Origin of the sequence: Streptomyces lienomycini (genome assembly GCF_027947595.1) — a bacterium.
Classification (GTDB): Bacteria; Actinomycetota; Actinomycetes; order Streptomycetales; family Streptomycetaceae; genus Streptomyces; species Streptomyces lienomycini.
Genome location: NZ_CP116257.1, coordinates 186,871 through 210,323 on the forward strand (window position 1 = coordinate 186,871; position 23,453 = coordinate 210,323).

Genomic DNA, 23,453 nt, shown 5'->3' on the forward strand with positions numbered 1-23,453 from the left:
CAGGGCGAGTTGGGCGCGGGGAGCGGGTGCGTACATGGACGTGCCCGCGGCGGCTCCTACCACCGAGGGGCCCGGGTGCCCCGCCCGGTGGGTCCCACACGGCCGCGCGGACCTGCCGCCGCCGTCGGGGCCGGGGCTTCTCCGTCGGCGCCGGGCCGCCGGTCGTCCAGGGCGGCGGTCGTGAGGAGAGCGGCTGCTTCCTCCGTCGCGTCCGGCGGGATCACCTGCAGATCCCAACGGCCGAGCCCTGGGGAGAGCAGGACGACCCGGTCCGGGGCGTGCGGAGAGGCGGGGGCCTTGTGCAGGCGGACGACCTGGTTGGCGACGAACATGCGCCCCGGTGCCGCCGACCAGGCCGCGGCGTCTACGGTGACGCCGGTGATGTCGCCCCACGCTCTCGGCAGCGCGGCGAGCATCTTCGGGAGCTGTGTCAGAAGATCGCGGGAGTACGGCCACCACACTCCGTCGATCCGGCGCGGCAGCGCGCCGTGCGGCGCGAGACGCAGGCGGACGAGGGGCAGGGGCGGGGACAGGGTGGACGGTGCGGTGGGGACTGTGGCGATCACGTGGGATCTCTCTGACGAGTTGGGTGCCGGCCGGTTCGGCAGGGCACGGCGGCCGACGGTCCGCGGGCTGTCGGGCAGCGCCGGACGTGGCCGGTGGATCCGGGTGCTGGAGGTCGTGCCTGGCCGCTCTTGCCGGAGGAAAGCGCCGACGACCGCCGCGAGTTCGCGGGAAGGGAGTCGGCGGGCGTATGCGGGGTGAAGGGGGGAGACCCTTCCGCGTGACGAACGCCGGTGGATACCGGGGTGGAGCCGGTCCGCCACCGGCGTGCCTGATGCCCTCGGTCTCCTCAGACTACTCCTCGGCGAGTAAAGGCGGCGTGACAGCAGGTCATCAGTGGTGTGGGAGATGGTGGGCGCCTCCGCGGCACCGGCCCGGTCCGACGGCCACCACGTCTCATGGCGGCGGTACGCGCAGGGCGAGCAGGGCCACGTCGTCGGTGCTGCCGGGCGGCAGGTGGGCGAGCACCTTTCCGCACAGCCTGTCCAGCGGTTCGTGGACGAGAGTGAGCGCGTGCCGGAGCAGCCGGTCCAGGCCCGTGTCGAGGTCGCTGCCCGGTGTCTCGACGAGCCCGTCCGTGTACAGCAGCAGGGTGGAGCCGGGCTTCAGGGGATGCGTGGCGTCCGGTCGGCCCGCGTCGCCGACGGATCCGGTGCCGAGGAGCAGGCCCTGGCCAGCTTCCAGAAAGCATGCGGTGCCGTCCGGGGAGAGGAGCAGCGGGGGCGGGTGCCCCGCGCTGGTCCAGCGGAGCGTCCACGGTCCCGTGTCCGGGTCGCCCTCGACGCGGGCGAGGATCAGGGTGGCCAGCGGGACGGTGGTGATGACCGGCATGGCGGCGTCGAGGCGGTCGACGACGGCGCCGGGCGGTCCCGTGTGGTCCCAGGCCAGCGAACGCAGAATGCCGTGCAGTTGGGCCATACCGGCCGCCGCGGTCAGGTCGTGGCCCACGACGTCACCGATGACCAGGGCGAGCGCGCCGTCCTTCAGGATGAAGGCGTCGTACCAGTCCCCGCCGACCTGGGAGCCCGCGGGTGCGGGCTGGTAGCGGGCGGCCAGCCGGAGGTGGCCCGGCCGGGGCAGCGGGACGAGCAGGTTGCGCTGCATGGCCTCGGCGACGGCGCGCTGACGGCCGTAGCGGCGGGTGTTGTCGATGAGCACGCCGACCCGGCGGCCGACGTCGCCCACTGCCGCCAGGTCGTCTTCGTCGAAGGGGTGCGCCGGGTCGGTGCGCACCACCGTCAGCGCCCCGGTGATCCGTTCCCGGGCGCCGAGGGGCACCGTAACGGCGGAGCTGGCGCCCACCGCCGTCAGAAAGCCATGGTGGAGAGCGGCCAGAGGAGGGTGTCCGGCGGCCGGGGTGAGGGCAGCCACCCGCTCCTGGAGCACGGATTCGCCCCCGGTCAGCGCTCGGCCCAGCGGCGAGTCCTCCCCCTCACCGGCCCCCTCCGCGCCGAGTACGCTCCGGCCCTGGAATCCGGCGTCCCGTCCCTCCGGACCGGTCACCGCCACCCGGTGGACCTCGCCGGAACCGGTCCGCAGGTCCACCGCGGCCCAGTCGGCCAGACGGGGCACGAGCAGCCGCACCAGGCGGGCCAGCGCCTCGTCGGTCTCCAGAGTCTGCCCCAGGACGTCCGTGATCTCCGCGACCAGGGACAGCCGCTCGTTGAGGTCCTCCAGGGCGCGCGTGCGCGCCGTTCGCTCCCGGTGGACGCGGCGGTCCCCCGTGGCGTCCGTGAACAGCAGTGCCATGCCTTGCACGGAGCCGTCCTCCGTCAAGGGGGACGCGGACCAGGAGACAGCCAGCAGACGACCGTCACCGCGCAGGTATGTGCCGCCCTCCCCTCGCGCCCCCTGCCCCTCGGCCAGCGCGTGGAGCAGGGGGCACCGGTCTCGCGGCACCTTGTTGCCGTCCGCGTCCCGGTGCAGCAGATCGTGTGCGTCGGCTCCCCGCATCGCCCCGGTGGTGCGGCCCAGCAGCCGCTCGGCCGCCGGGTTCGCGACGATCACGCTTCCGGCTGTGTCCAGCACCAGCACCGCCGTGCCCAGCCGCTCGACGACCCGCCGCCAGAAACCCGGCTCGCCCACCGGCCACGCCCCCACGTCATCACCCACCGCATCGCGCACGGACCCTCCAGAGGCTGTCTTCCCGTCGATGGTGCTCCGACGCGGCCCTGCTCGCACGGCACCGGGGCAGACGGCGCACACCGCGCGGGCACGGCCCACGGGCCAGCCAGGTATGTCCGGACCAGGGGCAGTCGTCATCCCGCCGTCTGGCCAGACGGCGGGTCTCCCGGGCGGTTGGTCCGCTCGTCTCCGGCGAGCCGTACCCCGCGCCGTCCTCGCCCCGGACCGCGGGGAGCGCAGCTCCGCCCGGGCACGGACGCGGCCAGGCCCGTGACGAGGACGGCGAGGCCAGCAGGTGACGGGATCTCCGGGATGCTGCTCGATGAAGGCGTCGTCGCTGACCGTCAGGACGGCGAGCACACTGTTCACGGCTACGACGGTGTTGCGGCGGCTGTCGGGCCGGCCGCGATGGTGACAGTCAAAGCCTCGGCGGTCGTGGGGGAGGAAGCCCGTCCCGAGTCGGGACAGGAGGTTTGTCCCGAGTCGGGACATGACGCCCGTCCCGAAAAGGGACAACCGGAGACCCCGGCGAACAGTTCGGAGCCGCGCGCATGCTCAACAGGATCCGCCCGCTGTCCGGCCCCCTCGCCGCGCCGGTCCCACAGGAGCTGAACCGTGACGCGGCGGTCGGAAACGAGCCGCGAAGGGAGGGCCGATCGACGCCATAGGAAGCCCGGCGGTTGCGCAGGCCGACTTGAATGGCAGCCCCGTGCGACTACTTCAGAGCGTCCTCGATCGCCTCGAAGATGTCCGCGTCGGTCTCTTTCTGCCAGTCGGGCAGGTCGGGCCAGTCGGCGACATAGCCCGGCTTCGGGTTCTCGAAGTGCTTGTACATCTGCGCGGTCCAGCAGGTGGCGACAAAGCGGCTCTTCTGCTCGCGGGTGAGGCGGGAGGCGTGGCGGTCGCTGAGGTCGAGGAACTGGCGCACTTGGTCGTGGACGGCACCGGCGGCCTGGCGCTCCCACTCGGGGGTCTCGTCCCAGGGGGTGACGTAGCCGGGCTTCGGCTCGCCGGGGAAGTGCTTGCGCACTCCGGTGATCCAAGCCTCGCGGAACAGTCGGGCGCCCTCGGACTGCGACATGCCTTCCCCTCTCGTCACGTCGTGCACAGTGCGTCGATCTCGGCGCCCAGCTCCGCCACACGAGCGTCGCGGGAGAGCGGGCCGAGGTCGGTTCGTAGCCCCTGAAGTTTATGGGCGACGTAACCCGAGGAGGTCGTGTGGGCGAGTCGCAGCGCCTCCCCGCCGTAGGCGAGTACTTGGTCGGGGTCCTGGCGCCGGGCGCCGATGGCCGCGAGGTCGGTCAGTACCGCACCGCGTCGGCGGAAGGACTGGCCGGAAGCGAGGATGTCCTGGCTGAGCGCGCTGCTGAGTGCCTTCTCAGCGAGGTCGAGGCGTCCAAGCTGGAGGTAGCGCGCGCCACGCTCTTCTGCGAGGCGGGAGCCGTCGAAACGCAGCCAGCCACCGTTGTGGGCCGCCCCGCTCAGGACGGTCACCTTCTCCGCCTCGTCCAAGGCGCGTTCGCAGGCGGAGAGGTCGCCGAGGCCGGCGTACGCCTCGGCTTGGACGGCGGCGACCCAGTAGCGGGTGGACAGGGAACCGTCCCCGCGCCTTGCCACCTTCTCGGCGGCCGACAGCGTGCCGACCGCGTCGGCGTACCGGCGTTCGTACAGATCGACGTAGGCGTGGCGGACGAGGGCACACGCCCACAGGTCGTAGGACTTCGCCTCCTGGCTGGCAGAGGCGGCGAGCGTGTAGGAGGCGGCGGCGTCGGTGTAGCGGTTGCCGTCGAAGGCCAGTTCTCCTGCGAGCTGGAAGAGGTCGCCGGCCGCGCCGCACAGGGCCTGTGCTTCGACCTCGGGCCGTCCGTCGAGGGTCTCGTTCAGGGCGGTGAGCTGGTCGCGGACGACCGGGTAGACGGAACGCTTGGCGCGGGCGAGTTGGTAGACCTGCCACAGGTGTCCGTTCATGCGCAGGAAGTCGTCGGACATCCCGCGCAGCGCGCCCTCCGCGAGGGCTGCGCCCTCGTCGGGGGGCAGGGCCACCAGGGCACTGGTGACGGTGATGGCGCGCAGGAACTGGCGTCGGATCATGTCGTCGAGGTCCCCTGAGCCGTGGTGGTCGCGAGGCGGCGGCCCTGCCGACTCCGGGTGGGCTGCTCGTGGCTGTCCCACCAAGGCGTCGAGTTCGTCAAGGTCGAGGTGGAGCAGCTCGGCCAGCCGTGGTCTCAGCGGCGGCTGCGGCGTGGTGGAGCGGCCTTCCCAGCGGCCGACGGTCCGTCGGTCCACGCCGAGGGCGTGCGCGAGCTCTTCCTGACTGTAGCCCAGCGCCCTGCGCCGCTCAGCAAGCCCCATGCCGCCCCCTTTCCACGCACCAACCCGCGTCTAACCCGACGGCACCGGGCTGTCCCAGAAGTGTCTCAGGACTGCCCCGCGGATGCCGTGGTCTGCGCCAACACGAGCCGCTTTTCTGGACGTTGTCAGGCACGACAACGGTGGAGACCGGAGAAGGGGTGCGGGCAATGGCAGCAGGAAGCGTCACGTCGTTCGAGGTGGCTGGAGTGTCGATCGTCCTGGAGGCGGTCGACGAGACCGTGGAAACCGCGCTGGCCATTCGCCTGATGATGCCCGAACGCCCGGTGATCGACGCCACGACCCGAGACCTGGTCAGCCACCTGAGAGTGCTGATGGCCGAGGAGCTCGGCTTCGACGAGAACCCGGCCGTCCAGGCGCTGTTCCGGGAGGGCTACCGGGTCCTCGACCTGACGCGCCGGCCGACGGAGCAGTCCCCTCACTTCCATGCCTACCAGTACATGCGGGATCTCGGCTCACTGACCAGACGCTTCGCCGACGTCTACCGCGCGACCCGGAGGAAGGACCAGAACGATGGCTGACCAAACCCCGGCCGAGCCGCCGGTGTGCCGGATCGGCGCCACCCTGCCCGACCAGGAACGAGCACGACGCGTCTTCGTCGGCCGACCTGGCCTCGCGCCGACCGTGGGGCAACAGCGTGGCAAGGACCAGGGCGCGCAGTGAAAGGCCAGGTCACGGCTCAGGTCATGTACATCGCGTGCGTCATGGTGCTCGGGGGGTCGATCGTGGTGGCGGTGTCCCTGGGATGGTGAGCCGGCGGCGCAACAGGCGAGGTCGCCCCTATGGCTGGCGGCAGTGGCTGCTGTCGGCCCTGATCATCGTCTCCACTGCCCCGGTCGCCTGGGCTCTGTGGCACCTCGCCCCCGACTGAGAGAGACCACCGGTCCGCTCCGGACCTACCGACTCCCGCTCTGGCCGAGCGAGCCCTCGGGAAGACCCGGTCCCCACCGGGGAAGGGCTCAGCCGCTCTCTCCCCTCGGCCAGAGCGGGCCCCCACCCAACGAGCTCCCGTCCAGTTCGCCGTGAACGCCGGCGGCAGGGACGGGTCCGGGTTCCGCAGCTCGCGGTGCCCGTCCACCCACTCCGCAGGAGGAAGGAACAGTCATGATCATCGACGAACTCTTCACGGGAGACCTGGTCACCGGCGTCCCCAGCATGGACGCGGCGCTGCTCGACAAGATGCCCGGTGGTGGCGACAACAACGGCGACCACTGCAGCTGACCGGCCGGTGAACGCGGCGGAGCAGGGCCTGGCGTCCTGCTCCGCCGCTCCGTAGAGGAGGGGAGCGGAGTGCTCTCGTTTCGTGTGCGACTGGCAGACACCCGGGACGCCGGCTGGCGATGGGACACAGACCGCTGGGTCAAGGGGGAGAGCTGGATCCGGCCCGCTCACGCAACCGTCCTGGTCGCGGACCTCATACCAGGCGACGGATCGAGCGTCTGTGTGCTGGTGCGAGAAGACAGAGACGGTGAAGCCGACTACACGTCGCTGCTCGTCCGGCCCGACGAGATCCAGGTCTCGGCGGGAATGCTGGGTACCGTCCCGCTGTACCTCACAGTTGTCGGCGACGAGATCTTCGGGGCGTGGGACATCGTCGACCTCCGGCCGCACCTGCGACCTGACCAGCTCAATCCACGAGCGGTCGCCCGCACCTTGAGCCGCCAACACCGCTACAGCACCGACACCCTCTTCGACGGCGTGTACCGACTCACCGAACGCGCTACCGCGGTCTTCACGCCGGCAGGGCTCTCCATCCTCTACCCCGAGCCCGCCCAGCACGTCCTGGAACCCCGCAGCCTCCGTAGCGGAGTGGACCCCGTGACCGCGTTCGACGCACTGCTCACCGAGGCCGTGGCCGAGTGGCGATCGACGGCCGGCCGCGTCGGCGTCGAGGTGTCAGGCGGAGCGGACTCGGCCAACGTGGCACTGTCCGCCGTAGCGGCCGGATTCGGCTCCGTGCACACCTTCGGGCTACTCATGGGCGGCCGGATCGGCCAGCTCCAGCGAGACCGACGCCGCTCCCTGGTGGACCACCTGGGATTGCGCGACACCGCCGTGCCGGCGATGCAGCACCCGCCCTTCGTGCCTGGAGGCGTGAGGGAACGCAGACGGCCGCACGATCCGGCAGGCGCCTTCTACCAGGAAGCGTTCGACATCATGCGCGGGCACGTGGCCGCACACGGCTGCGAGCTGATCTTCACAGGTGGCGGTGGGGACGAGGTCAACGCCCACCACTCGCGTACGGAAGCCGGACTCCCGCCGATGGAGCCGGTGCCATGGCTCGGCGACAAGGCCACCGCGGCGCTGGCCCAGGTGAACGAGAACCTCGCTCCCATCCCGGTCCTGCCTGTGCCGACGCTCATGGCATTCGGCCTGCACAACCCGGCGTACGTGAGACTCGGTATCTGGCCGGTGGCCCCGCTCGTCCACCCCCGGATGATCCGCTTCATGGAGCAACTGCCGTACGAGTACAAACGCGACAAGAAGATGTTCCGCGACCGACTTCGGCGGACGGGTCTGCCCGAGTCCGTTGCGGCTCCGACCGAGCCGGAGAACTTCCTCGCGGTCATGGAGTCGGGACTGCGCACTTACGGGCTCCCTCTCCTGGACGAGATGCTGACCGATTCCCTGCTGATCGATCTCGGCTACGTTGATGCCGACGCCCTCAGCCGGGCCCGCGACCACGCCGAGCGGACTCCCGCGGTGCCCGACCTGCTGTGCGACACACTCGCCCTGGAAGTCGGACTGCGGAGCCTCGCATGAGCGGCCTGGACATCGCCGAACCCAGACACCTGGCAGCCTCCAACCTCTTCTACCGAGACCCCGCCCTGTACGACAGAGTGCAGTCCGACAGCACCAGCGCGAGCAGCTGTCGGGCGCTCGTCCATCGGCACCGCCCGGACGCCCGCACTCTGCTGGATCTGGGCTGCGGAACCGGGAGAGACCTGGAGCTGCTGGCCCGCCACTTCGACTGCATCGGTGTCGAGTTCCAGCCCGGCCTGGTCGACTACGCCCGCCGCACACGGCCCGGCCTCGACATCCGCCTCGGCGACATGCGCACCATCCGACTCGACCACACCGCTGACGTGCTGACCTGCCTGGGAAACTCCCTCTCCTACGTGCACGACAACCAGGACATCCAGGCGGTCTTCCGGACCTTCGCAGCGCACGCCCGTCCCGGGACGCTCCTTGTACTCTGCAGTTCCGTAGCCCCGATCGAGCGTGATGAGCCGCAGGAAGCAGAGGTCGAGACCGGATCGGACACAGCCCACGTGACCATCACCTACGAGTGGGACCTGCGGACCCAGATGAACACCATGCGCCGGCACTGGGTGTTCAACTCAGGTGAAGAGACACGGGACGTGATCCGTCGGCGTGTTCTCGGGCCGCGTGAGCTGGAGCTGTACGCGACGCTCGCCGGCTTCGACGTCCTCCAGATCAGCGACGAGATCGGAGCAGGCACCTTGCACGGGCCTACCGCGTACACCGTGGCCCGGTACAGATGATCAGGACACGGTCGTCAGCGGCCACGGCGGGGATCGTTCCCTGTCGGGCCGGGCGCCGACTGCGTGGTGGGCGCCGAGTGCGAGGTGTGCCGGTTGGCTCGGAGGGCCGTGGCGTTGCGGTCGTCGGGTAGTGCGGGCAGGTGAGCGCTGCGGCGCAGGCGCCAGACGAGGACGTCGCTCATGGATCCGGCGGAGCGTAGTTCGCGCCGTGCCGTGGCTTCGGTCAGCAGGGCGGCCGGGTCATGGCCGGCCCTCCGGGCGTCGTCCAGTGTGGCGGCCAAGGCGGGCCAACCGGCCTCAGCCTCGATCCGGTCGGCCAGCTCCGGCAGCACTTGGTGGAGCAGGTTCGCCTGCTGTTGCCGAACACGTTGAGTCAGCCGCCGGCCTCGCTGGCTCAGTGCGGTCATGGGCTGGACTGAGGCGGCCTGGTAGGCGGCGCGGAGGTGCTCGGCGGCTTGCTGGGCTGCTGTGGCCTGCTGGGTGTGATGCTTCCTGGCGTGCCACTTTGCCGCGGCGGTCACGACGAAGAAGGCCATGTCGATGAGCATGGCCGTGCAGGCGCCGTCTTCGCCCCGGCCCAGGACCGGCCCGCTGTGGACGAGATCACGGGCGGCTTGTCGCAGGCCCCGGTCGTGCCCGCGTACCGCCTTCACGTGGGAGCGGCTCGCGCGCTCGAACGCGGAGGCTGCCTCGCGCAGTTCAGCCCGGGTGTGGGCGGCGGAGGTCTTGGCCAGCGCGTCCAGGACCTCTCCGGTCGCGGCGATCTGGGCTGCTGCGGTGCCGTCGTCGCCGTGGTCGATCACCAGCAGGGCCTGCCACGTGGCAGCCGCGGCCCGCCGCCGCGCGAACGCGGGGCCTGTCACGGGCGGCAGTGCAGGCTGATCCGGCCACGAACCGTCGATGGCGGTGGGCGTCTCCGAGGGCCGGCTCCAGCGTTCGCGGACACGGGGCAGGGACAGGTCGGGCGCCAGCTTGGAGCCTGAGTAGAAGACCGGCTCGCCGTCCTTGTTCCGGTCATCAGGGAGGGCGACCTTGTACCCGAGGAGGTCGCCGGAGGGCGCGAGACGCTTGCGGATCAGCAGACCGGCGGCGGCCAGGCGGTCGAAGAACTCGTCCGTCGAGGCAGCACCCGCCACTGCCCGGCGCACGGACTCACGAAGTTCCTCCCGCGCCGTGCGCTCCCGGCCTTCCCGCTGGGCCTTGTGCCGTTCGGCGCTGGTCGGACGACGGGCTGCGGTGCCATCGCCGGTGGCGAGGCGGCGCAACCCGTAGTCGATCTCGATCACGCGGGCTTCCGCTTGGGAACGCTTGCCGTCCCGGCGAATGCGGGCTTGCCGGCCGTCCTCTCGTACGACGGTGGCGATGATGTGAATGTGGTCGTCGGCGTGCCGAATCGCTGCCCAGCGGCAGGCGGCGTCGTCACCGTCGGGAGCGATGCCGGTGGCGGCGACCATTCGGCGCGCAATCTCGGCCCACTGCTCGTCCGACAGGACCGGGTCCTCAGGAGCGGCGCGTAGCGACAGATGCCACACGTGCTCGGCGGGCCGTCGGTTCTTCGGCAGGGCGTTGACCGGCTGGTCGAGCAGCCGCTGGAGATCTCCGTACGTGGCGTCGAGGTCGCGCCCGGGATCAGGGGCGAGGCTGTCCCAGGCGCCCACCAGGTGCGGGTCTGTGTGTTCTTCGTGCGTGCCGGGCCCGTACAGGTAGTGGAGCAGGCCGATGGTGCGCGTGCCTCTTGCGTGGATGCGGGGGATCACCTGGCCCTCCTGTTGTCCAAGTGGTGCTGGGTGAAGGCGTCGACGCGCCTGGCGGCGCGCTGGACGGCGGCGAGGACCGCCTCTGCCTGCGGTGCGTCGGCGCCGGAGTTCAGCGCCTTGGCGACCTGGTTGAGGTTGTTGCCGAGTTGCCCGAGGTGGCGCCGCAGCGCGAACAGCTCGTGCAGCATCTCTCGCTCGCCCGCGATGTCCTCGGCGGTGCGGCCGAGGTCGTGGGCGGCGTTGAGAGCGGCGCGGGCGAGGAAGCCGGCGATGCTCATGTGGCACGTGGCGGCTGCTCGGGCGAGCAGTTGGTACTCGGCGTCGTTCATGCGGCAGCTGGGCTGGTGCAGGCGCTTGTTCTCGTCGCGCAGGCGTTCGCGCTGCTGTATGCGGGGCTGTGACGGAGAGGTGCGCGCGCAGTCGATGCTGTGGTTCGCGTGTAGCTCTTCCCCGCCGGTTTGCGATCCGTCCTCGGTCGCTTCCGGGCCCGCCGCTCTCGGGGCGGGAGACGCAAGAGCATTGCTCCCGTCGGGAGCAATGCTCTTGCACCAACTTGCTCCGTCGGAGGCTGAGATGGCGGCCCCCTGACGCACGTCGTCAGGAGTGTGCTGATGTGGTTGGTGCATGGGTCGCTTTTCTGGGTGGGTGTTCCACGATGAGAACCCGTAGCGGCGGCCGTGCGCGGCTGACACCGGGCGGGCTCGTTACGGGACCGTGTGGGGTGGGCTCCAGGTTGGAGCGGTCCGCGAGGACCGGTCCTCTCTTCCTCTGTGCATCACGCTCGGGGACCGCGGACCGCGTTGTGCGGGTCTTCGGTCCTCGGCAGGACCGGGACCCGGCAGGGCTCGGTCCTTCCTCACGATTGACTGTCATGCGCGGTGCAGGACCGTTGTTTCCGCCCACCTGGGGGCTGTGACCTGCTGCTTTGCCAGGAGACCGTTCTCGTGTCCGACGGGACCGTCGGGGACCGGTCCCCGAGACGTACGGGACCGGTCCCCGATGTCTGGTGAGGACCGGTCCCCACCTCGGGCGGCCACGGTCCCGGGACCGGGATGCTCGGTCCTCGCATGTGCCGTCCGGTCCCCGGCCATTGAGGACCGGTCCCCGACACCCTCGCTCGGTCCTCGACGCGGCACGCGGCCGGTCCTCCTGGTGAAAGGACGCGCGCTCGCGGACTGCCCTTCCGTCATCCGGTCTTTCTCCATCGTCAGGGGGAGCGGTGACGTCGTCTGTCAGGGCCCTTGAGGATGACGCGGTCGGTCATCTCCGCGAGGCGGGAAGCGACGCGGTCACCGAGGGTGGTGCGCAGCTCGGCGGTGGGCAGATTGGTCGTGATGAGGGTGGGGAGCAAGTGCTCGTACCGGTGGTTGATGAGCCGGTAGGTCAGCTCCTCGGTCCACTCGCTGGTCTTGGCCGCACCGAGGTCGTCCAGAAGCAGCAGTGGGCTGCGGGCCAGGGTCTGCAGGTCGCGTTCGGCGTCGTGGCCGGCACGGGGACGCAGGCGGGCGTACAGGTCGGCGGTGGTGACGGCTTCCCAGCGCAGGCGAACCCCGCGGGTGAGGAGAGCCCGGACGGCGCCGTACGCCTGATGCGTCTTGCCCGTGCCGGTGGGGCCGGCGATCAGCAGGGAGGGACCCTCGGCGATGCCAGGCCCACTCGGGCCGGGGCGTCCGGCATGGGCGATGTGGTCGGCCCAGGCGATGATCTGAGGGTGGTCGGCGAGGGCACGGCGGTAGCGGGCCGGGATGCGGGCGTCGGCCAGCTCCAAGGCGGTGACGGGTTCGCCGGACGGCTCCGCGGCTACGGCGCCGGGGTCGATGCCACGGCCCGCCAGTATGCCGTTCAGACGGTCGGCGAGCGGGCCGACGGGCTGGGGTTCGCGGGTGAGGGTGGAGCTCAGAGCTGTTCTCCGTAGGCGGCTTCGACGTCGGCGGGGTTTGTCCACGCCCTGTGGATGACGGGCTGGGCGAGGGCGGCGTTCATGGCCTGGTGCACCAGGCTCGGCAGGATGCTGGGGTGCCTGCCCTTGGTCCTGTGGAGGACGAGCCCTGCCCTGACGTGGTCGGGAGCGATGCCTTCGGCGAGCAGCTTGCGCACCTCTCGGCCGAGATGGCCCAGGACGTCCTGGGGCGGGCGGTGGGCGCATGCCGCGCTGTATTCGGCGATGAGCTGCTTGGCCGAGACGGTGCTGGCCGCGGGGGCGCTTGCGCCCCCCGAAGGGGTAGATCCTAGATCCATGATCCTAGGTCCTAGATCCGGACCGTGAGGTGTCACCGCGGCCTCAAGCACGAGTCCGTGAGGTTCAGGTGAGGGCTCACTGAACGCCTTCTGACCTGCGGTTTTGCTGGTGGTTTCCGTTTGGTTCGAGGGATCGTGCGGGTTCCGTGCCCCTTCACTGCCACCTCCGCGAGGGTTCGGCGCATGGTCCGCGACGGCTCCGTGCGTTACGGACGGCGCGGGTGCCACGGCCTCGACAGCCTCGGTGCCGCCCGGGGCACCGTTCGGATCGTTGTGGCGAGGGCAGGCCGGGATGCGGCTCTTGCTGGCCCGGTTGATCTTCTGGTGCTTGTGCCACGTGACGATGTGCAGGTAGCGCTTGTCGTCCGGGCCCTTGTACCGGCAGACCAGGCCGGCGTCGGCCAGCTGGGCGAGATCCTTCTCGACCTCGGCGGGAGTGTGCTCCGGACGCAGAACCCACAGCTGACCGGCGATGATCGCCGCGTGGTCGCGATAGCGGCCTTGGTCGTCGGCCTGAGTGAGCAGACCGAAGAAGGTGCGCTCGGCGGTCAGGGTGACGACGGCGAGGGATTCGGAGACGAAGGCTTCGGGCTTGATGGTGCGGATCCGTGCCAAGAGCGGAGTGTTCCTTACTCGGTGGCCGATGGGCGGGCACCCATGGCTCACCGTCGGTCGTGACGGCAAAGGCGGGGGAGTTGGCCGGCCGTTGACGCGAGGCTGGCTGAGAGCCGGGCGCGCTTTCCGGGGGTGTCGTCAACATAGCCACACCCGAGCGGCACAAGTCCAGCCCTGACCTGTCGAATCTCTGTCGGCAGAAAGGCCATCGGCAATCGGGGCGGCGAGGGCGGCGTGAAAACGGTAGGTCACGATCTGCGGTTGACCAAATAGTTGTTCTGGGCGTCAAGCCAGAAGGATCACACCGGCAAGGCGTTGACGTCCGGCGAGTGGCGAAGCTACAACACAACACCCCACGTCAGAGACGCTGTCGAGCACTGCTCGGGTCGCCGTCACAGGGAACCCATCGACGAAATGGCCACCCGCCTGCCAAACGCACGGCGGCGCAACATAGCCGACGATCGCCGGTTAACCAAACCGGCGAACACAGCCGAGAATTGGAGTCATGGCAGCACGTTCACTGGAAATCGGCGCAGCCGGGATAAGGGCCGCCCGCACGATCGAAATTCTCCGCACCGAGCGCGGCCTCTCCCAGCGAGAGCTGGCCGCTCGCGTCACCGCCCTTGGCCGGCCAATGTCCAACACGATGCTGTCCCGCATCGAACGCGCTCAGCGCCGCTGCGACGTCGATGACCTGCTCACCCTCGCGCAGGCACTTCGCGTCCCGGCCCGCGCCCTGCTCCAGGACTCCGCGACCTGTTGAAGCCACCACCGGTCCGCCGTGCCCGCTCCAGTTTCGACCTCGGTAAGGAAGTCTCACCGTTGCACCGACTCGCAATAGCCCCGGCCCGTTGCACTCAGCAGCACAGCCGAAAGGGGGCGGTCGCCCATGACTGACCGCCTTCTGACGGTGGCCGAAGCCGCCGAACAGCTCGGTACCGGCGAACGCTTCGTTCGCCGTCTGATCGCCGAGCGCCGCATTCGCTACGTCAAGCTCGGACGTCCCGTGCGCGTCCCCGAGAGTGCCGTCACCGAGTACATCGAGGCGCGCACGGTCGAGCCGACCCGGCGCACCCGCACTCGGTACGGGCGGGCCGCCTGATGCCGACACGCAAGCTCCAGCGTCGTCGGGAGTTCGGTACCGTACGCAAGCTCCCGTCCGGTCGATGGCAGGCCCGCTACCTGGGCCCGGACGGGCAGCGCCACAAGGCCCCCGAGACCTTCGACACGAAGACCGACGCGCAGGGCTGGCTGAACCTGGTCCGCGCCGACATCGAGCGTGACCACTGGCGTGACCCGGACGCCGGCGCGATCAACTTCGAGAAGTACGCCCTCCGTTGGGTGGAGGAGCGCGGTCTGGCCCCGACCACGGTCGACCGCTACGACGGCCTGCTACGCCTGCACCTCCTGCCGGCCTTCGGCAGCAAGGACCTGGACGAGATCACACCGCCTTCCGTCCGCACCTGGCGAGCCGAGCGGCTCAAGGCAACGGGTGCCACGACGGTCGCCAAGTCGTACCGGCTGCTGAAGGCCATTCTGCAGACCGCGGTCGATGACGACCTCCTGCGGACCAACCCGTGCCGGATCAAGGGCGCCGGTCGGGAGGAAGCCGACGAGCGGCCGACCGCCACCGTGGAGCAGGTCTTCGACCTCGCCGACGCCATGGGTCCGCGCTGGCGCCTGATGGTCCTGCTCGGTGCCTTCGCCTCGCTCCGCCCCGAGGAACTGGCTGAACTGCGCCGCCGCAGTGTCGATCTCGACGAATGCTCCCTGCGGATCACGCATGCGTCCCCGGAGCTGACCAACGGCAGGAGGGTCACCGGCGATCCCAAGTCACGAGCGGGCAAGCGCACCGTGTACCTGCCCGATTTCCTCCTGCCCGAGCTGCGACGCCACGTGCAGTGGTTCTCCGAGAAGGAGCCGGACGGGCTCCTCTTCGTCGGGGAGAGGGGAGCCCCGTTCCGCCGCTCGACGTTCGGACGGAAGTGGCGCAAGGCCAGGACGAAGGCGGGGCTGCCGGACAACTTCCGCTTCTACGACCTCCGGCACACCGGTAACACCCTCGCCGCCGACACCGGCGCCAAGCTGAAGGACCTCATGGTGCGCGCCGGCCAGTCCTCGGAACGGGCCCAGCTCATCTACCAGCACTCGACGGCCAAGCATCAGCGGAGGCTGGCCCAGGGGATCGACACTGAAGTGCGCGAGCGCTTGCGTGAGGCGGGTGCCGATCGGTCGGAAGCCACTTAGGCGGACCGGTATCGGGGCTACGAGTCCGGCGGGACGGTTCCATCGGCCGGACTCTGGAGGCAGGCGACGGTCTCCGCAGCACCGTGCGCCCCTCGTGCCCCCTTGAGGGATGGCAGCAACTGAGATCAGCTTCTCCCTGTATGCAGTGACAGGGGAGTTGTGGCCGGTCGCGATCAGCCACAGCTGGAGGGGGTAGTAATGGCGATCAAGCTGGTGTCCGTTTCGCCCGCGCAAGAAGAGTTGATCGTTAAGGCCATAGCCCTGGGGGACCGGTACACGAAGACGCTGGGGCTTCTGACGCCTCCTGCCTATGAGAAGGCAGCTGAGGACGGTGGCCTTCTGGTCGCGGTCGAGGCCGGCGAAGTGATCGGCTACGCGCTGTTCGGGCTGCCGAAGAGGAGCGCGCGTATCCGACTCGCGCACCTGTGTGTGGCTGAGGAAGAACGGGGGCGGGGAATTGCGGGCCGTCTGGTGGAGGGCATCAAGGAGCGGTATCCACAACGCCTTGGGATCAAGGCCAAGTGCCGTCGGGACTATGACCTGAGCGGGATGTGGAGGAGTCTGGGCTTCGTTCCAGACGGTGAGGTCCGTGGGCGTGGTCGTGACGGGGAGATCTTGGACGGCTGGTGGCTGGACCTCGGCCATCCGGACCTGTTCACGGAGATGGAGAGCGACGCGCTCCTCGTGGTGACGGTCGACCATGGTGTGTTCGCCGATCTGCGCGGCCTCACGGACACCACCGGTGCCGAGGAGTCCCGTGCGCTCGAAGCCGGATGGATGGCGGATCTCGTTGAGTTTGCCTACACCCCGCAGTTGGTCCATCAGATCCGGGACCTCACGGACACGGCAGAGCGTCAGCACCAGCAGGCGGCGCTGACCGGGCTCCACAAGCTCTCTCCCGGCTCCGCGGCCGTGGAGGAGCGAACCCGCGAACTGGTGCAAGCCGCTACGCAGGCGGTTCCCGGCCTGGCTGCCGACCCAGCACTTCTGCGGGGCATGCGGTATGTGGCCGAGACCTCGTGTGCTGGTCTACAAGTCCTGGCGACCCGTGATCCGCTGCTGTCTCGCCTGACAGACGTGGCCTGGGAGGTCGCTCGCGTCCGGGTCGTCTCACCGTCGACCGTGACGCTTCACGTCGATGAGCTGCGGCAGGCCCAGGTGTATCGCCCGGCTGACCTGATGGGGACGGAGTTCCGGTCCGCGGAGGTGGCGCCGGGCGCGGAGGATGAACTGGTCGCCTTCTTCGAGCAGTCGGGCGCTGACGACGGCTCAGCCTTCTCTGAGCGGCTGCGGTCGCTGAACGAGGGCGGGATCGCATGGCGTCGTGAGCTTCTCCGGGACGGCCAGGGCCGACCGGTCGCCCTCTACGCGTGGTCGCTGGACGGCCGAACCCTGGTTGTACCCGTCCTTCGCACAGCTGGCCACCCCCTGGAAGAGACCCTGGCCCGGCAGCTCCTCTTCCTGCTTAAGCGGCTCGGGAGGGATTGCGGGGCCGAGATCGTCCGCATCAGTGATCCGCACCCCTCCGAGGCGGCGCGGTCCGCGGCCGGTGACGACGGCTTCTTCGAGCACAACGGCCAGCTCGTCGCGCTCCTGGTGAACGTGTGCGGGACTGCCGCCGAGGTGGAGGTGGTGGCCGGCGGGTTGGCCCGAGAGCTTGCTGTCGATGCGACCGTGCTCGACGTCGGCATGCCGGCGGAGGTGACCGCCGTGCTGGAGCGTGCGTGGTGGCCGGCCAAGGTCATCGACTCCGAGCTGCCGTCCTTCATGGTGCCCATCAAGCCGCGCTGGTCGACTGAGCTGTTCAACGTCCCGGCCATGCTCATCGCGCGGAGCGACGCCCTGGGCATCAGCAGGGAACACGTCTACTACCGATCTTCGCAGCGTCGAGGAGAGAGCGTCCCGGCTCGACTGCTCTGGTACGTCAGCGACGACAACTCCACGGGAGAGGGTCAGATGGTGGTGGGCAGCTCGCGGCTCGACGAGGTGCTCATCGACACTCCGGATGTTCTGTTCTCGAAATTCGAACACCTGGGCGTATATGGTCGGGCTGAGGTCGAGAGGGCTGCAGACGCGTCCGGTCACGCCATGGCGCTGAGGTTCTCGGACACTGAGATCTTCCCGAAGCCGGTGACGCTGCGCCGATTGACCTCGCTGGCCAGGGGCCGGGGGCTAACGTGGTCGCCTGGCTCGCTGATCTCGCTGTCCAAGATCAGCAGTGAGCTGTTCCAGGCGGTTTACCAAGAGGGGCACCGAACGACGTGAGCGATCCGGAACGCGCGATGCTGCTGTCCGTCCACCCGCGCTTCGCCAACGCGATCCTGGCCGGCAGCAAGACGGTGGAGGTTCGCCGCCAGCGCGTCGCCGCGCCTCCGGGAACGCCCGTCCTCTTGTACGCGACCGCGCCCACCATGGCGGTGGTGGGCATGGCGCGCATTGCCGCCATCTACGTCGCCACGCCCAGCGAGGTCTGGTCGGCTCATCGGGGACAGACCGGGATCACCCGGAGGGAGTACGACGCCTACATGAGCGGCGCGAGGCAGGCGAGCGGTCTCACGATGGAGAATCCTGTCTCCTTCGATGAGCCGGTATCGCTCAATGCGCTGCGCTCCGCCGGGTCCTTCCACCCTCCGCAGAGCTACCGCTACATGAAGGGCGACGAGCTTCGACAGGTGGCCGTGGCGGGACCTGTCGTGGGCACGGCGCTTCGCGAGGCGCTGGGAGACCTGGTACCCGCCTAGTGCTGCACTCGCCGCCGGCGGGGCCGAAGCACCGGACGGGGCTTCAACGCAGGGCGTGGCGAATCTTCAAGCGTCCGTATCCCATGACCCCGGAGATCCGAATCGTCGGCCCGTCGGTCCGGGGGTGTCGCGGGATCTTGTAGCGCAGGTCCTTCCATCCCGTGCTCAGTCCTTCGACGTCGACCACCGCGTCCCGGGGCACCGTGATCCGGGCCCCGCCGGTTCCAGTTGCAGCTCGATGTCGACGATCGGGTGCTCGATGACCGCACGGGACAGGTCCAGGCGCACCCTTCCATATGCTGACTCGACCTTGAGGACCCGGGGCACCCGCCACGCGCCACGCCGCTTGATCCGCCCACCGGCGGCGGCGATCGTGGCAGTGCTTCCCGGTTGCTCCTCCGGGAGCGAGACCAGAGCGGACGCGAGTTCGCTCCGCGTCTTGGCCCTGAGCACCTGGTGGAGGTGCTCGTCCAACACCTCGTGTGGGATGAGCCCTTCCGCGTACGCCTCCTGCAGACGTCGCACGGCTGCCTCGCGGTCGCCTTCACGGATCAGTGAGGGCGATTCTTCCGGTAAGGAGGTCACGGGTTCACCGTACTGCCGAGTCGGCGAGGTAAACCCGTCAAGGCAGGCCCGGAGACCGGGGCGCCACCCGTCCCGCAAACCACCCTTTGCGTATGCGTCTTAGTGACCCTTTGCACCCTGTGTGGCGCAGGTCACACGAATTGCGTCTCGCGATATGGGACGCCGGGGCAGGTTGATGCCTGCTGGGCGCCCGAATGGCGCTGGTGTGGCGGCCTGGACTCGACTTAGGGCACGCCGAGGGCACGCCGCCCCCTGATTGGACTAGACAACAAGTAAGGCCCAGATCGGTGAACTGGGCCTTCTTCGTGGAGCGGGTGACGAGAATCGAACTCGCACTCTCAGCTTGGGAAGCTGATGTTCTACCACTAAACTACACCCGCGTAAGACGCCGACCATGTCGGTGCCTGGACGCTCACTCACTCTACCCCATGCCCGGCCCCCGGTGTTCGCGCCGTGGGGCCGTCGGTCGTTTCAGGGGTTGGAGTGGGGTCGGGACACGGCTGCGGAGGCTCGGAGTTGGGGCGTACGGTGGGGGCCCTGGAGAGGGTGCGCGTGGGGGCGGAGTGCCGCCTGGAGAGTCGTCTCTTTCATCCCGTACTGTGGCTTTTGTCGTCAGGGTAGTAAGCCAGACGCGGCTCTTGGGGAAGGGACTTGAAGGACTTGATGGAGCGCACCGTCGTCCGCTGTGCCGATGGGCACGTGTTCACCGCGACCTCGTTCCCGATGCAGCAGGCCGAGCGACTCGGCCCCGGTCGGCTCGTCCGATGTCCGCGGTGTGCGCGGCTGCGGAGTGCCGTGCCGGTGGGTGCGGAGAAGCGGTAGCACGAGTAGTGCGGTAGCAGGAGCAGTACAGGGCAGTACAGGTACGGTCCGGGCGCGCGGGGCGGCGGCGGTTGTCGCTGCTCCGCGCGCCTTGCGTATCCTCGGTGCGTGCTTCTCTCAGACAAGGACATCCGGGCCGAGATCGACAACGGGCGGGTGCGGATCGAACCGTTCGACGACTCCATGGTGCAGCCGTCGAGCATCGACGTGCGCCTCGACCGCTACTTCCGGGTGTTCGAGAATCACCGGTACCCGCACATCGACCCCTCCGTCGAGCAGGTGGATCTGACCCGGCTCGTGGAGCCGGAGGGCGACGAGCCGTTCATCCTGCACCCCGGCGAGTTCGTGCTGGCCAGCACGTACGAGGTCGTCTCGCTGCCGGACGATCTCGCCTCGCGGCTCGAAGGGAAGAGTTCGCTCGGCCGGCTCGGGCTCGTCACGCACTCCACCGCCGGGTTCATCGACCCGGGCTTCTCCGGGCACGTGACGCTCGAACTGAGCAACCTCGCGACCCTCCCCATCAAGCTGTGGCCGGGGATGAAGATCGGGCAGCTGTGCATGTTCCGGCTCACCTCGCCGGCCGAGCACCCGTACGGGAGCGAGCGCTACGGGTCCCGCTACCAGGGCCAGCGGGGGCCGACCGCCTCCCGGTCCTTCCTCAATTTCCATCGGACCCAGGTATGACCAAGGTATGGACCCAGTGATGAGCAGGACGCGCGCATGAGTGATGTTCGGGAGAATCTGACCTACGAGCAGTTCGGCGTCGCCGTGCGCGAACTCGCGCAGGCCGTCGCCGACGACGGGTACGAGCCGGACATAGTGCTCTCCATCGCCCGCGGCGGTGTCTTCGTCGCCGGTGGGCTGGCGTACGCGCTCGACTGCAAGAACATCCACCTGGTGAACGTGGAGTTCTACACCGGGGTCGGGACCACCCTCGACATGCCCGTCATGCTCGCGCCGGTCCCGAACGTCATCGACTTCTCCGACAAGAAGGTCCTCATCACCGACGACGTCGCCGACACCGGCAAGACGCTCAAGCTGGTGCGCGACTTCTGCCTCGACACGGTCGCCGAGGTCCGCAGCGCGGTGATCTATGAGAAGTCGCACTCCCTCGTCCAGTGCGAGTACGTGTGGAAGCGGACCGACGAGTGGATCAACTTCCCGTGGAGTGTCCTGCCGCCCGTCGTGCGGCGGCAGGGACAGGTGCTCGACGCCTGACCGGACGGACCGACGGACAGCGGCTGACATACGGAAGGGCCCCGGCGCGCACGTCGCGCCGGGGCCCTTCCGTATGTCTGCGACTAGAACGTGCCCAGCTTCACGATCGACAGCAGGGCGATCAGCTGGATCGCGGACGCGCCGAGCGCCTTCGGCCAGGGCAGGTCGTGGGAGCGGCTGACCATCAGCGTGAGGAGGGCGCCGGCCGCGACCCAGGTGGCCCAGCCCAGGATCTGGACGAAGGGCGCGTCGCCGCCGGCGAACATCGCGACGACCAGGCGGGGCGCGTCCGTGATGGACATGATCAGCATGGAGAGGCCGACCGTGGGCTGCCAGGCGCCGTCGCCGCCGAGCTGGCGGGCCAGGGTGTGGGTGACCACGCCCAGGACGAAGGCGCTCAGCACCATCGCCACCGCCGTGGTCAGGACGATCGGGATCGCGTTCGAGAGGGTGGCGTTGATGGCCTCCTCGCGGGCGCCGTCGAAGCCGAAGACCGCCAGCAGGCCGTAGAGGAACGTCACGATGAGCGCCGGGGCCCACATCGCGTAGTCCCGCATCTGGAGGAAGGTCTGGTTGGGCGCGAGGACGACGCCCCTCAGGAGGTCCTTCCAGTGCAGGCGGGGGCCGACGGGGCCGGGTGCGGGGGCGGAACCGGCGCGGTAGGTGTCGCCCTGGTTGTACGGGTCGTCGACCCTGAACGCCTGGGTGTGGCCCGGGTTGTTGGCCGCGTACGGGTCGTACGGGGCCTGCTGGGGGTGCCCGCCGCCGGGGCCGTGACCGCCGGGTCCGTAGCCGCCGTCACCGAAGTACTCCGGCTCTCCGTGGCCGCCTCCGTGACCGCCTCCGTGTGCCTGCGGCCACGGGGAGCCGCCGGGGGCCGGACCCCGGCCCGGGCCTGGGGCGCCACCCCCGTACGGCGGCTGCGGGTACGGCTGCTGAGGCGTCGCGGGACCGCCGTACGACGGTCCCTGGGGCGCCTGCTGTCCGTACGGAGGGCGTTGCGGTCGCGCGTTTGGAGCGCCGTTGTCCCGGCCGCGTCCGATCCTGAATCCAGCCACGCCATCGAACGTACCTGGTCCCGGAGAGTGACGTGCGGGGCCCGGCCGTTCGGGGGTCCTTTGCTGCCGAGCTGTGACATCCCTTACGGGTGCTCCCCGAGGGCTCCCCGACGCCTCCCCGGCGCTCTGCGGGCGTCCGCCCGCCGGTCCCCTACGGGGTCAGGAAGACCGACGTGGAGAACGTGACCGCGGCCCGCGTCGTCACCAGGGCCCCGGCCGCGCCCCGGTGGACCTCGACGGTGTCCTCCGTGTCGCCCCGGTACGTCCGCACCACCAGGTCCGCGAGGCCGTCGCCGTCGAAGTCCCCGGCCGTGAGCACGCGCGTCGTGCCCGTCGCCGCGGGGCGCACCGTGACCGCGGGCCGGGGCGTGGGGCCCGCCGTACGGCCGCGGTGGACGCGTACTCCCGAGCCGCTGGAGACCAGTTCGCTCAGCCCGTCGCCGTCGAGGTCGGCGGCGTCGAGCAGCGAGCCGGGGGTGTCGAGGGTGCCTCCCCCACCGCTTGACGCGTGGGAGGAGCCCCCAGCCTCGGTGGGCAGGTCGTAGCGCATCGCCGTGGTGTCCGGGGTGCCCACGGCCGCGTCCAGCGCCTTGCCCCTGCCGAAGGCGCCCAGGGCGACGTCGACGCCGGCGGGCAGGGTGACGCCGGTGCGGGTGGGGCCGTCGGGGCCGCCGAGGACGACGGCCGCCGTGCCGGGGCCCGCGGAGGCTCGGACGACCAGGTCGTCGTACCCGTCGCGGTTCACGTCGGCGGCGGGGCCGGTCGGCGCCTCGCCGGGGAGGGGAGGGGCGTGCCGGCCCGGCGCGGGGCGCCCCCGCGGGTGAAGGGGCCGCGCAGGTAGCTGAGGCGGCCGGCCGAGGCGTGGACGACGAGGTCCTGGGCGCCGTCGCCGTCGAAGTCGCCGCACACCGGGCGCTCGGGCCAGTCGTTGCCGAAGCGGGCCCTGTCGGGGACGGTCAGCGGGACCGCGCGGCCGGCCGGTCCGGTCGGGGAGCCGAAGAGGAGCTGGAGGGGGACCGGGGGGCGGCCCCGGCCGTCGTAGGGCGGGTCGGTGGTGACCACCAGGTCGGTGAAGCCGTCGCCGTCGAGGTCGCAGCTCGCCTCCGCCTCGAAGAGGGCAGGCAACTGCCCGTCGACCGGGGCCGCGTGCTCCTTGGGGGTGAGCAACTGACGTGTGCCGGGGACCAGTCCGCGGGCGGAGCCGTAGACGATGCCGATGCCGGCGTCGTCGGTGTGGCTCTGCGCCTTGACCAGGTCGTCGAGGACGAGGTCGCGGTGGCCGTCGCCGTTGAAGTCGTCGGGGACCTCGCTGCCCTCGCCGCGCGGGACGGGCAGCCGGGCGGGGGCCTGGGCGGCGCGTACGGGGGTGGGTGCGGCGTCCTCGGCGGCGGGCGCCGGGCCGTGGCCGCAGGCGGCGAGCAGCAGCAGGCAGCCGGTGGCGGCCGTGCCGGTCAGGGTGTGTCCTCGCAGGCGCACCGTTCACCTCGTCCGTATCGACCCGTAGCACCACTACCGACAACGACCGGGTAATGATGCACGCGTTCGACGAACGGCGACACCCCCGGACTCGGAAGGAGTTCCGGGGGTGTCGGTCGAGTGAGGGGCGGG

The 23,453-nt window shown here is 70.1% G+C and carries 20 protein-coding genes, 1 tRNA gene and 2 pseudogenes; 11 read left to right on the forward strand and 12 right to left on the reverse strand.

Annotation, left to right across the window (positions count from 1 at the left end; all coding sequences use genetic code 11):
* Positions 1-56: 56 nt before the first annotated feature.
* The 4 genes from BJ961_RS00920 to BJ961_RS00935 form a co-directional block, all read right to left on the reverse strand.
* Complete coding sequence (locus BJ961_RS00920; RefSeq protein WP_271319420.1) at positions 57-566, reverse strand: DUF5994 family protein; 510 nt, start codon at positions 564-566, stop codon at positions 57-59.
* Between the two features lie 394 nt (positions 567-960).
* Positions 961-2,688 (reverse strand): SpoIIE family protein phosphatase, encoded by a 1,728-nt coding sequence (locus tag BJ961_RS00925; protein ID WP_224219993.1) that lies wholly within the window; start codon positions 2,686-2,688, stop codon positions 961-963.
* A 715-nt stretch (positions 2,689-3,403) separates the two neighbouring features.
* Positions 3,404-3,769, reverse strand: coding sequence for a hypothetical protein (locus tag BJ961_RS00930; RefSeq protein WP_031043854.1), 366 nt, complete (start codon positions 3,767-3,769; stop codon positions 3,404-3,406).
* Positions 3,770-3,783: 14 nt separating this feature from the next.
* Positions 3,784-5,040 (reverse strand): helix-turn-helix transcriptional regulator, encoded by a 1,257-nt coding sequence (locus BJ961_RS00935; RefSeq protein ID WP_271319421.1) that lies wholly within the window; start codon positions 5,038-5,040, stop codon positions 3,784-3,786.
* Positions 5,041-5,207: 167 nt separating this feature from the next.
* Between BJ961_RS00935 and BJ961_RS00940 the strand changes: the two genes are divergently transcribed.
* The 4 genes from BJ961_RS00940 (at position 5,208) to BJ961_RS00955 (ending at position 8,564) form a co-directional block, all read left to right on the forward strand.
* On the forward strand, positions 5,208-5,579 hold the full coding sequence (locus BJ961_RS00940; protein ID WP_148315135.1) for a hypothetical protein: 372 nt from the start codon (positions 5,208-5,210) through the stop codon (positions 5,577-5,579).
* A complete protein-coding gene (locus BJ961_RS00945) occupies positions 5,572-5,721 on the forward strand; it encodes a hypothetical protein (protein ID WP_157852335.1) in 150 nt (49 codons plus the stop codon). Before BJ961_RS00940 ends, BJ961_RS00945 begins: the two co-directional genes overlap by 8 nt.
* 786 nt (positions 5,722-6,507) lie before the next feature.
* Positions 6,508-7,821, forward strand: a complete 1,314-nt coding sequence (locus BJ961_RS00950) for an asparagine synthase-related protein (RefSeq protein ID WP_271319422.1) — start codon at positions 6,508-6,510, stop codon at positions 7,819-7,821.
* A complete protein-coding gene (locus BJ961_RS00955; RefSeq protein WP_007453363.1) occupies positions 7,818-8,564 on the forward strand; it encodes a class I SAM-dependent methyltransferase in 747 nt (248 codons plus the stop codon). The genes BJ961_RS00950 and BJ961_RS00955 overlap by 4 nt, the downstream gene beginning before the upstream one ends.
* A gap of 14 nt (positions 8,565-8,578) precedes the next feature.
* On the opposite strand, the gene BJ961_RS00960 is transcribed toward BJ961_RS00955, so the two are convergent.
* From BJ961_RS00960 to BJ961_RS00975, 4 genes are all read right to left on the reverse strand, one after another.
* Positions 8,579-10,321 carry a relaxase/mobilization nuclease domain-containing protein gene (locus tag BJ961_RS00960; RefSeq protein WP_164271091.1) on the reverse strand — a complete coding sequence of 581 codons (1,743 nt, stop codon included), beginning with the start codon at positions 10,319-10,321 and terminating at the stop codon, positions 8,579-8,581.
* Positions 10,318-10,746, reverse strand: coding sequence for a plasmid mobilization protein (locus tag BJ961_RS00965; RefSeq protein ID WP_372464504.1), 429 nt, complete (start codon positions 10,744-10,746; stop codon positions 10,318-10,320). The genes BJ961_RS00960 and BJ961_RS00965 overlap by 4 nt, the downstream gene beginning before the upstream one ends.
* A 782-nt stretch (positions 10,747-11,528) precedes the next feature.
* Positions 11,529-12,221, reverse strand: coding sequence for an ATP-binding protein (locus BJ961_RS00970; protein WP_031043827.1), 693 nt, complete (start codon positions 12,219-12,221; stop codon positions 11,529-11,531).
* The gene (locus tag BJ961_RS00975; protein WP_031043824.1) at positions 12,218-13,174 is read right to left on the reverse strand and encodes a hypothetical protein; all 957 of its coding nucleotides are present in this window, start codon (positions 13,172-13,174) and stop codon (positions 12,218-12,220) included. Before BJ961_RS00975 ends, BJ961_RS00970 begins: the two co-directional genes overlap by 4 nt.
* A 505-nt stretch (positions 13,175-13,679) precedes the next feature.
* Here BJ961_RS00975 and BJ961_RS00980 point away from each other — a divergent pair.
* The 5 genes from BJ961_RS00980 to BJ961_RS01000 all read left to right on the forward strand — a co-directional run bounded on the left by BJ961_RS00980 (position 13,680) and on the right by BJ961_RS01000 (position 18,162).
* Entirely contained in the window at positions 13,680-13,937 is a 258-nt protein-coding gene (locus tag BJ961_RS00980) for a helix-turn-helix domain-containing protein (protein WP_030401440.1), read from the forward strand.
* 126 nt (positions 13,938-14,063) lie between these two features.
* Complete coding sequence (locus BJ961_RS00985; protein ID WP_031043819.1) at positions 14,064-14,276, forward strand: excisionase family DNA-binding protein; 213 nt, start codon at positions 14,064-14,066, stop codon at positions 14,274-14,276.
* Positions 14,276-15,421, forward strand: a complete 1,146-nt coding sequence (locus BJ961_RS00990; protein ID WP_271319423.1) for a tyrosine-type recombinase/integrase — start codon at positions 14,276-14,278, stop codon at positions 15,419-15,421. Before BJ961_RS00985 ends, BJ961_RS00990 begins: the two co-directional genes overlap by 1 nt.
* A 198-nt stretch (positions 15,422-15,619) precedes the next feature.
* On the forward strand, positions 15,620-17,686 hold the full coding sequence (locus BJ961_RS00995; RefSeq protein WP_031043812.1) for a GNAT family N-acetyltransferase: 2,067 nt from the start codon (positions 15,620-15,622) through the stop codon (positions 17,684-17,686).
* Positions 17,683-18,162: an ASCH domain-containing protein gene (locus BJ961_RS01000; RefSeq protein ID WP_224219990.1), complete on the forward strand. Its 480-nt coding sequence runs from the start codon at positions 17,683-17,685 to the stop codon at positions 18,160-18,162. The genes BJ961_RS00995 and BJ961_RS01000 overlap by 4 nt, the downstream gene beginning before the upstream one ends.
* Positions 18,163-18,205: 43 nt before the next feature.
* Here the strand turns inward: BJ961_RS01000 and BJ961_RS01005 are convergent.
* Positions 18,206-18,747 (reverse strand): annotated as a pseudogene (locus BJ961_RS01005) (DUF1707 SHOCT-like domain-containing protein).
* A gap of 306 nt (positions 18,748-19,053) precedes the next feature.
* A tRNA-Gly gene (locus BJ961_RS01010) sits at positions 19,054-19,127 on the reverse strand.
* A 550-nt stretch (positions 19,128-19,677) separates the two neighbouring features.
* Here BJ961_RS01010 and dcd point away from each other — a divergent pair.
* Both dcd and BJ961_RS01020 read left to right on the forward strand, forming a co-directional pair.
* Positions 19,678-20,253: a dCTP deaminase gene (gene dcd / locus BJ961_RS01015; protein ID WP_271319424.1), complete on the forward strand. Its 576-nt coding sequence runs from the start codon at positions 19,678-19,680 to the stop codon at positions 20,251-20,253.
* A 36-nt stretch (positions 20,254-20,289) separates the two neighbouring features.
* Positions 20,290-20,787 (forward strand): phosphoribosyltransferase, encoded by a 498-nt coding sequence (locus tag BJ961_RS01020; protein ID WP_271319425.1) that lies wholly within the window; start codon positions 20,290-20,292, stop codon positions 20,785-20,787.
* Positions 20,788-20,870: 83 nt separating this feature from the next.
* Here the strand turns inward: BJ961_RS01020 and BJ961_RS01025 are convergent, their stop codons facing one another.
* Both BJ961_RS01025 and BJ961_RS01030 read right to left on the reverse strand, forming a co-directional pair.
* Positions 20,871-21,845, reverse strand: coding sequence for a Yip1 family protein (locus BJ961_RS01025; protein WP_271319426.1), 975 nt, complete (start codon positions 21,843-21,845; stop codon positions 20,871-20,873).
* A gap of 151 nt (positions 21,846-21,996) precedes the next feature.
* Positions 21,997-23,321 (reverse strand): annotated as a pseudogene (locus tag BJ961_RS01030) (FG-GAP repeat domain-containing protein).
* Between the last annotated feature and the right edge of the window lie 132 nt (positions 23,322-23,453).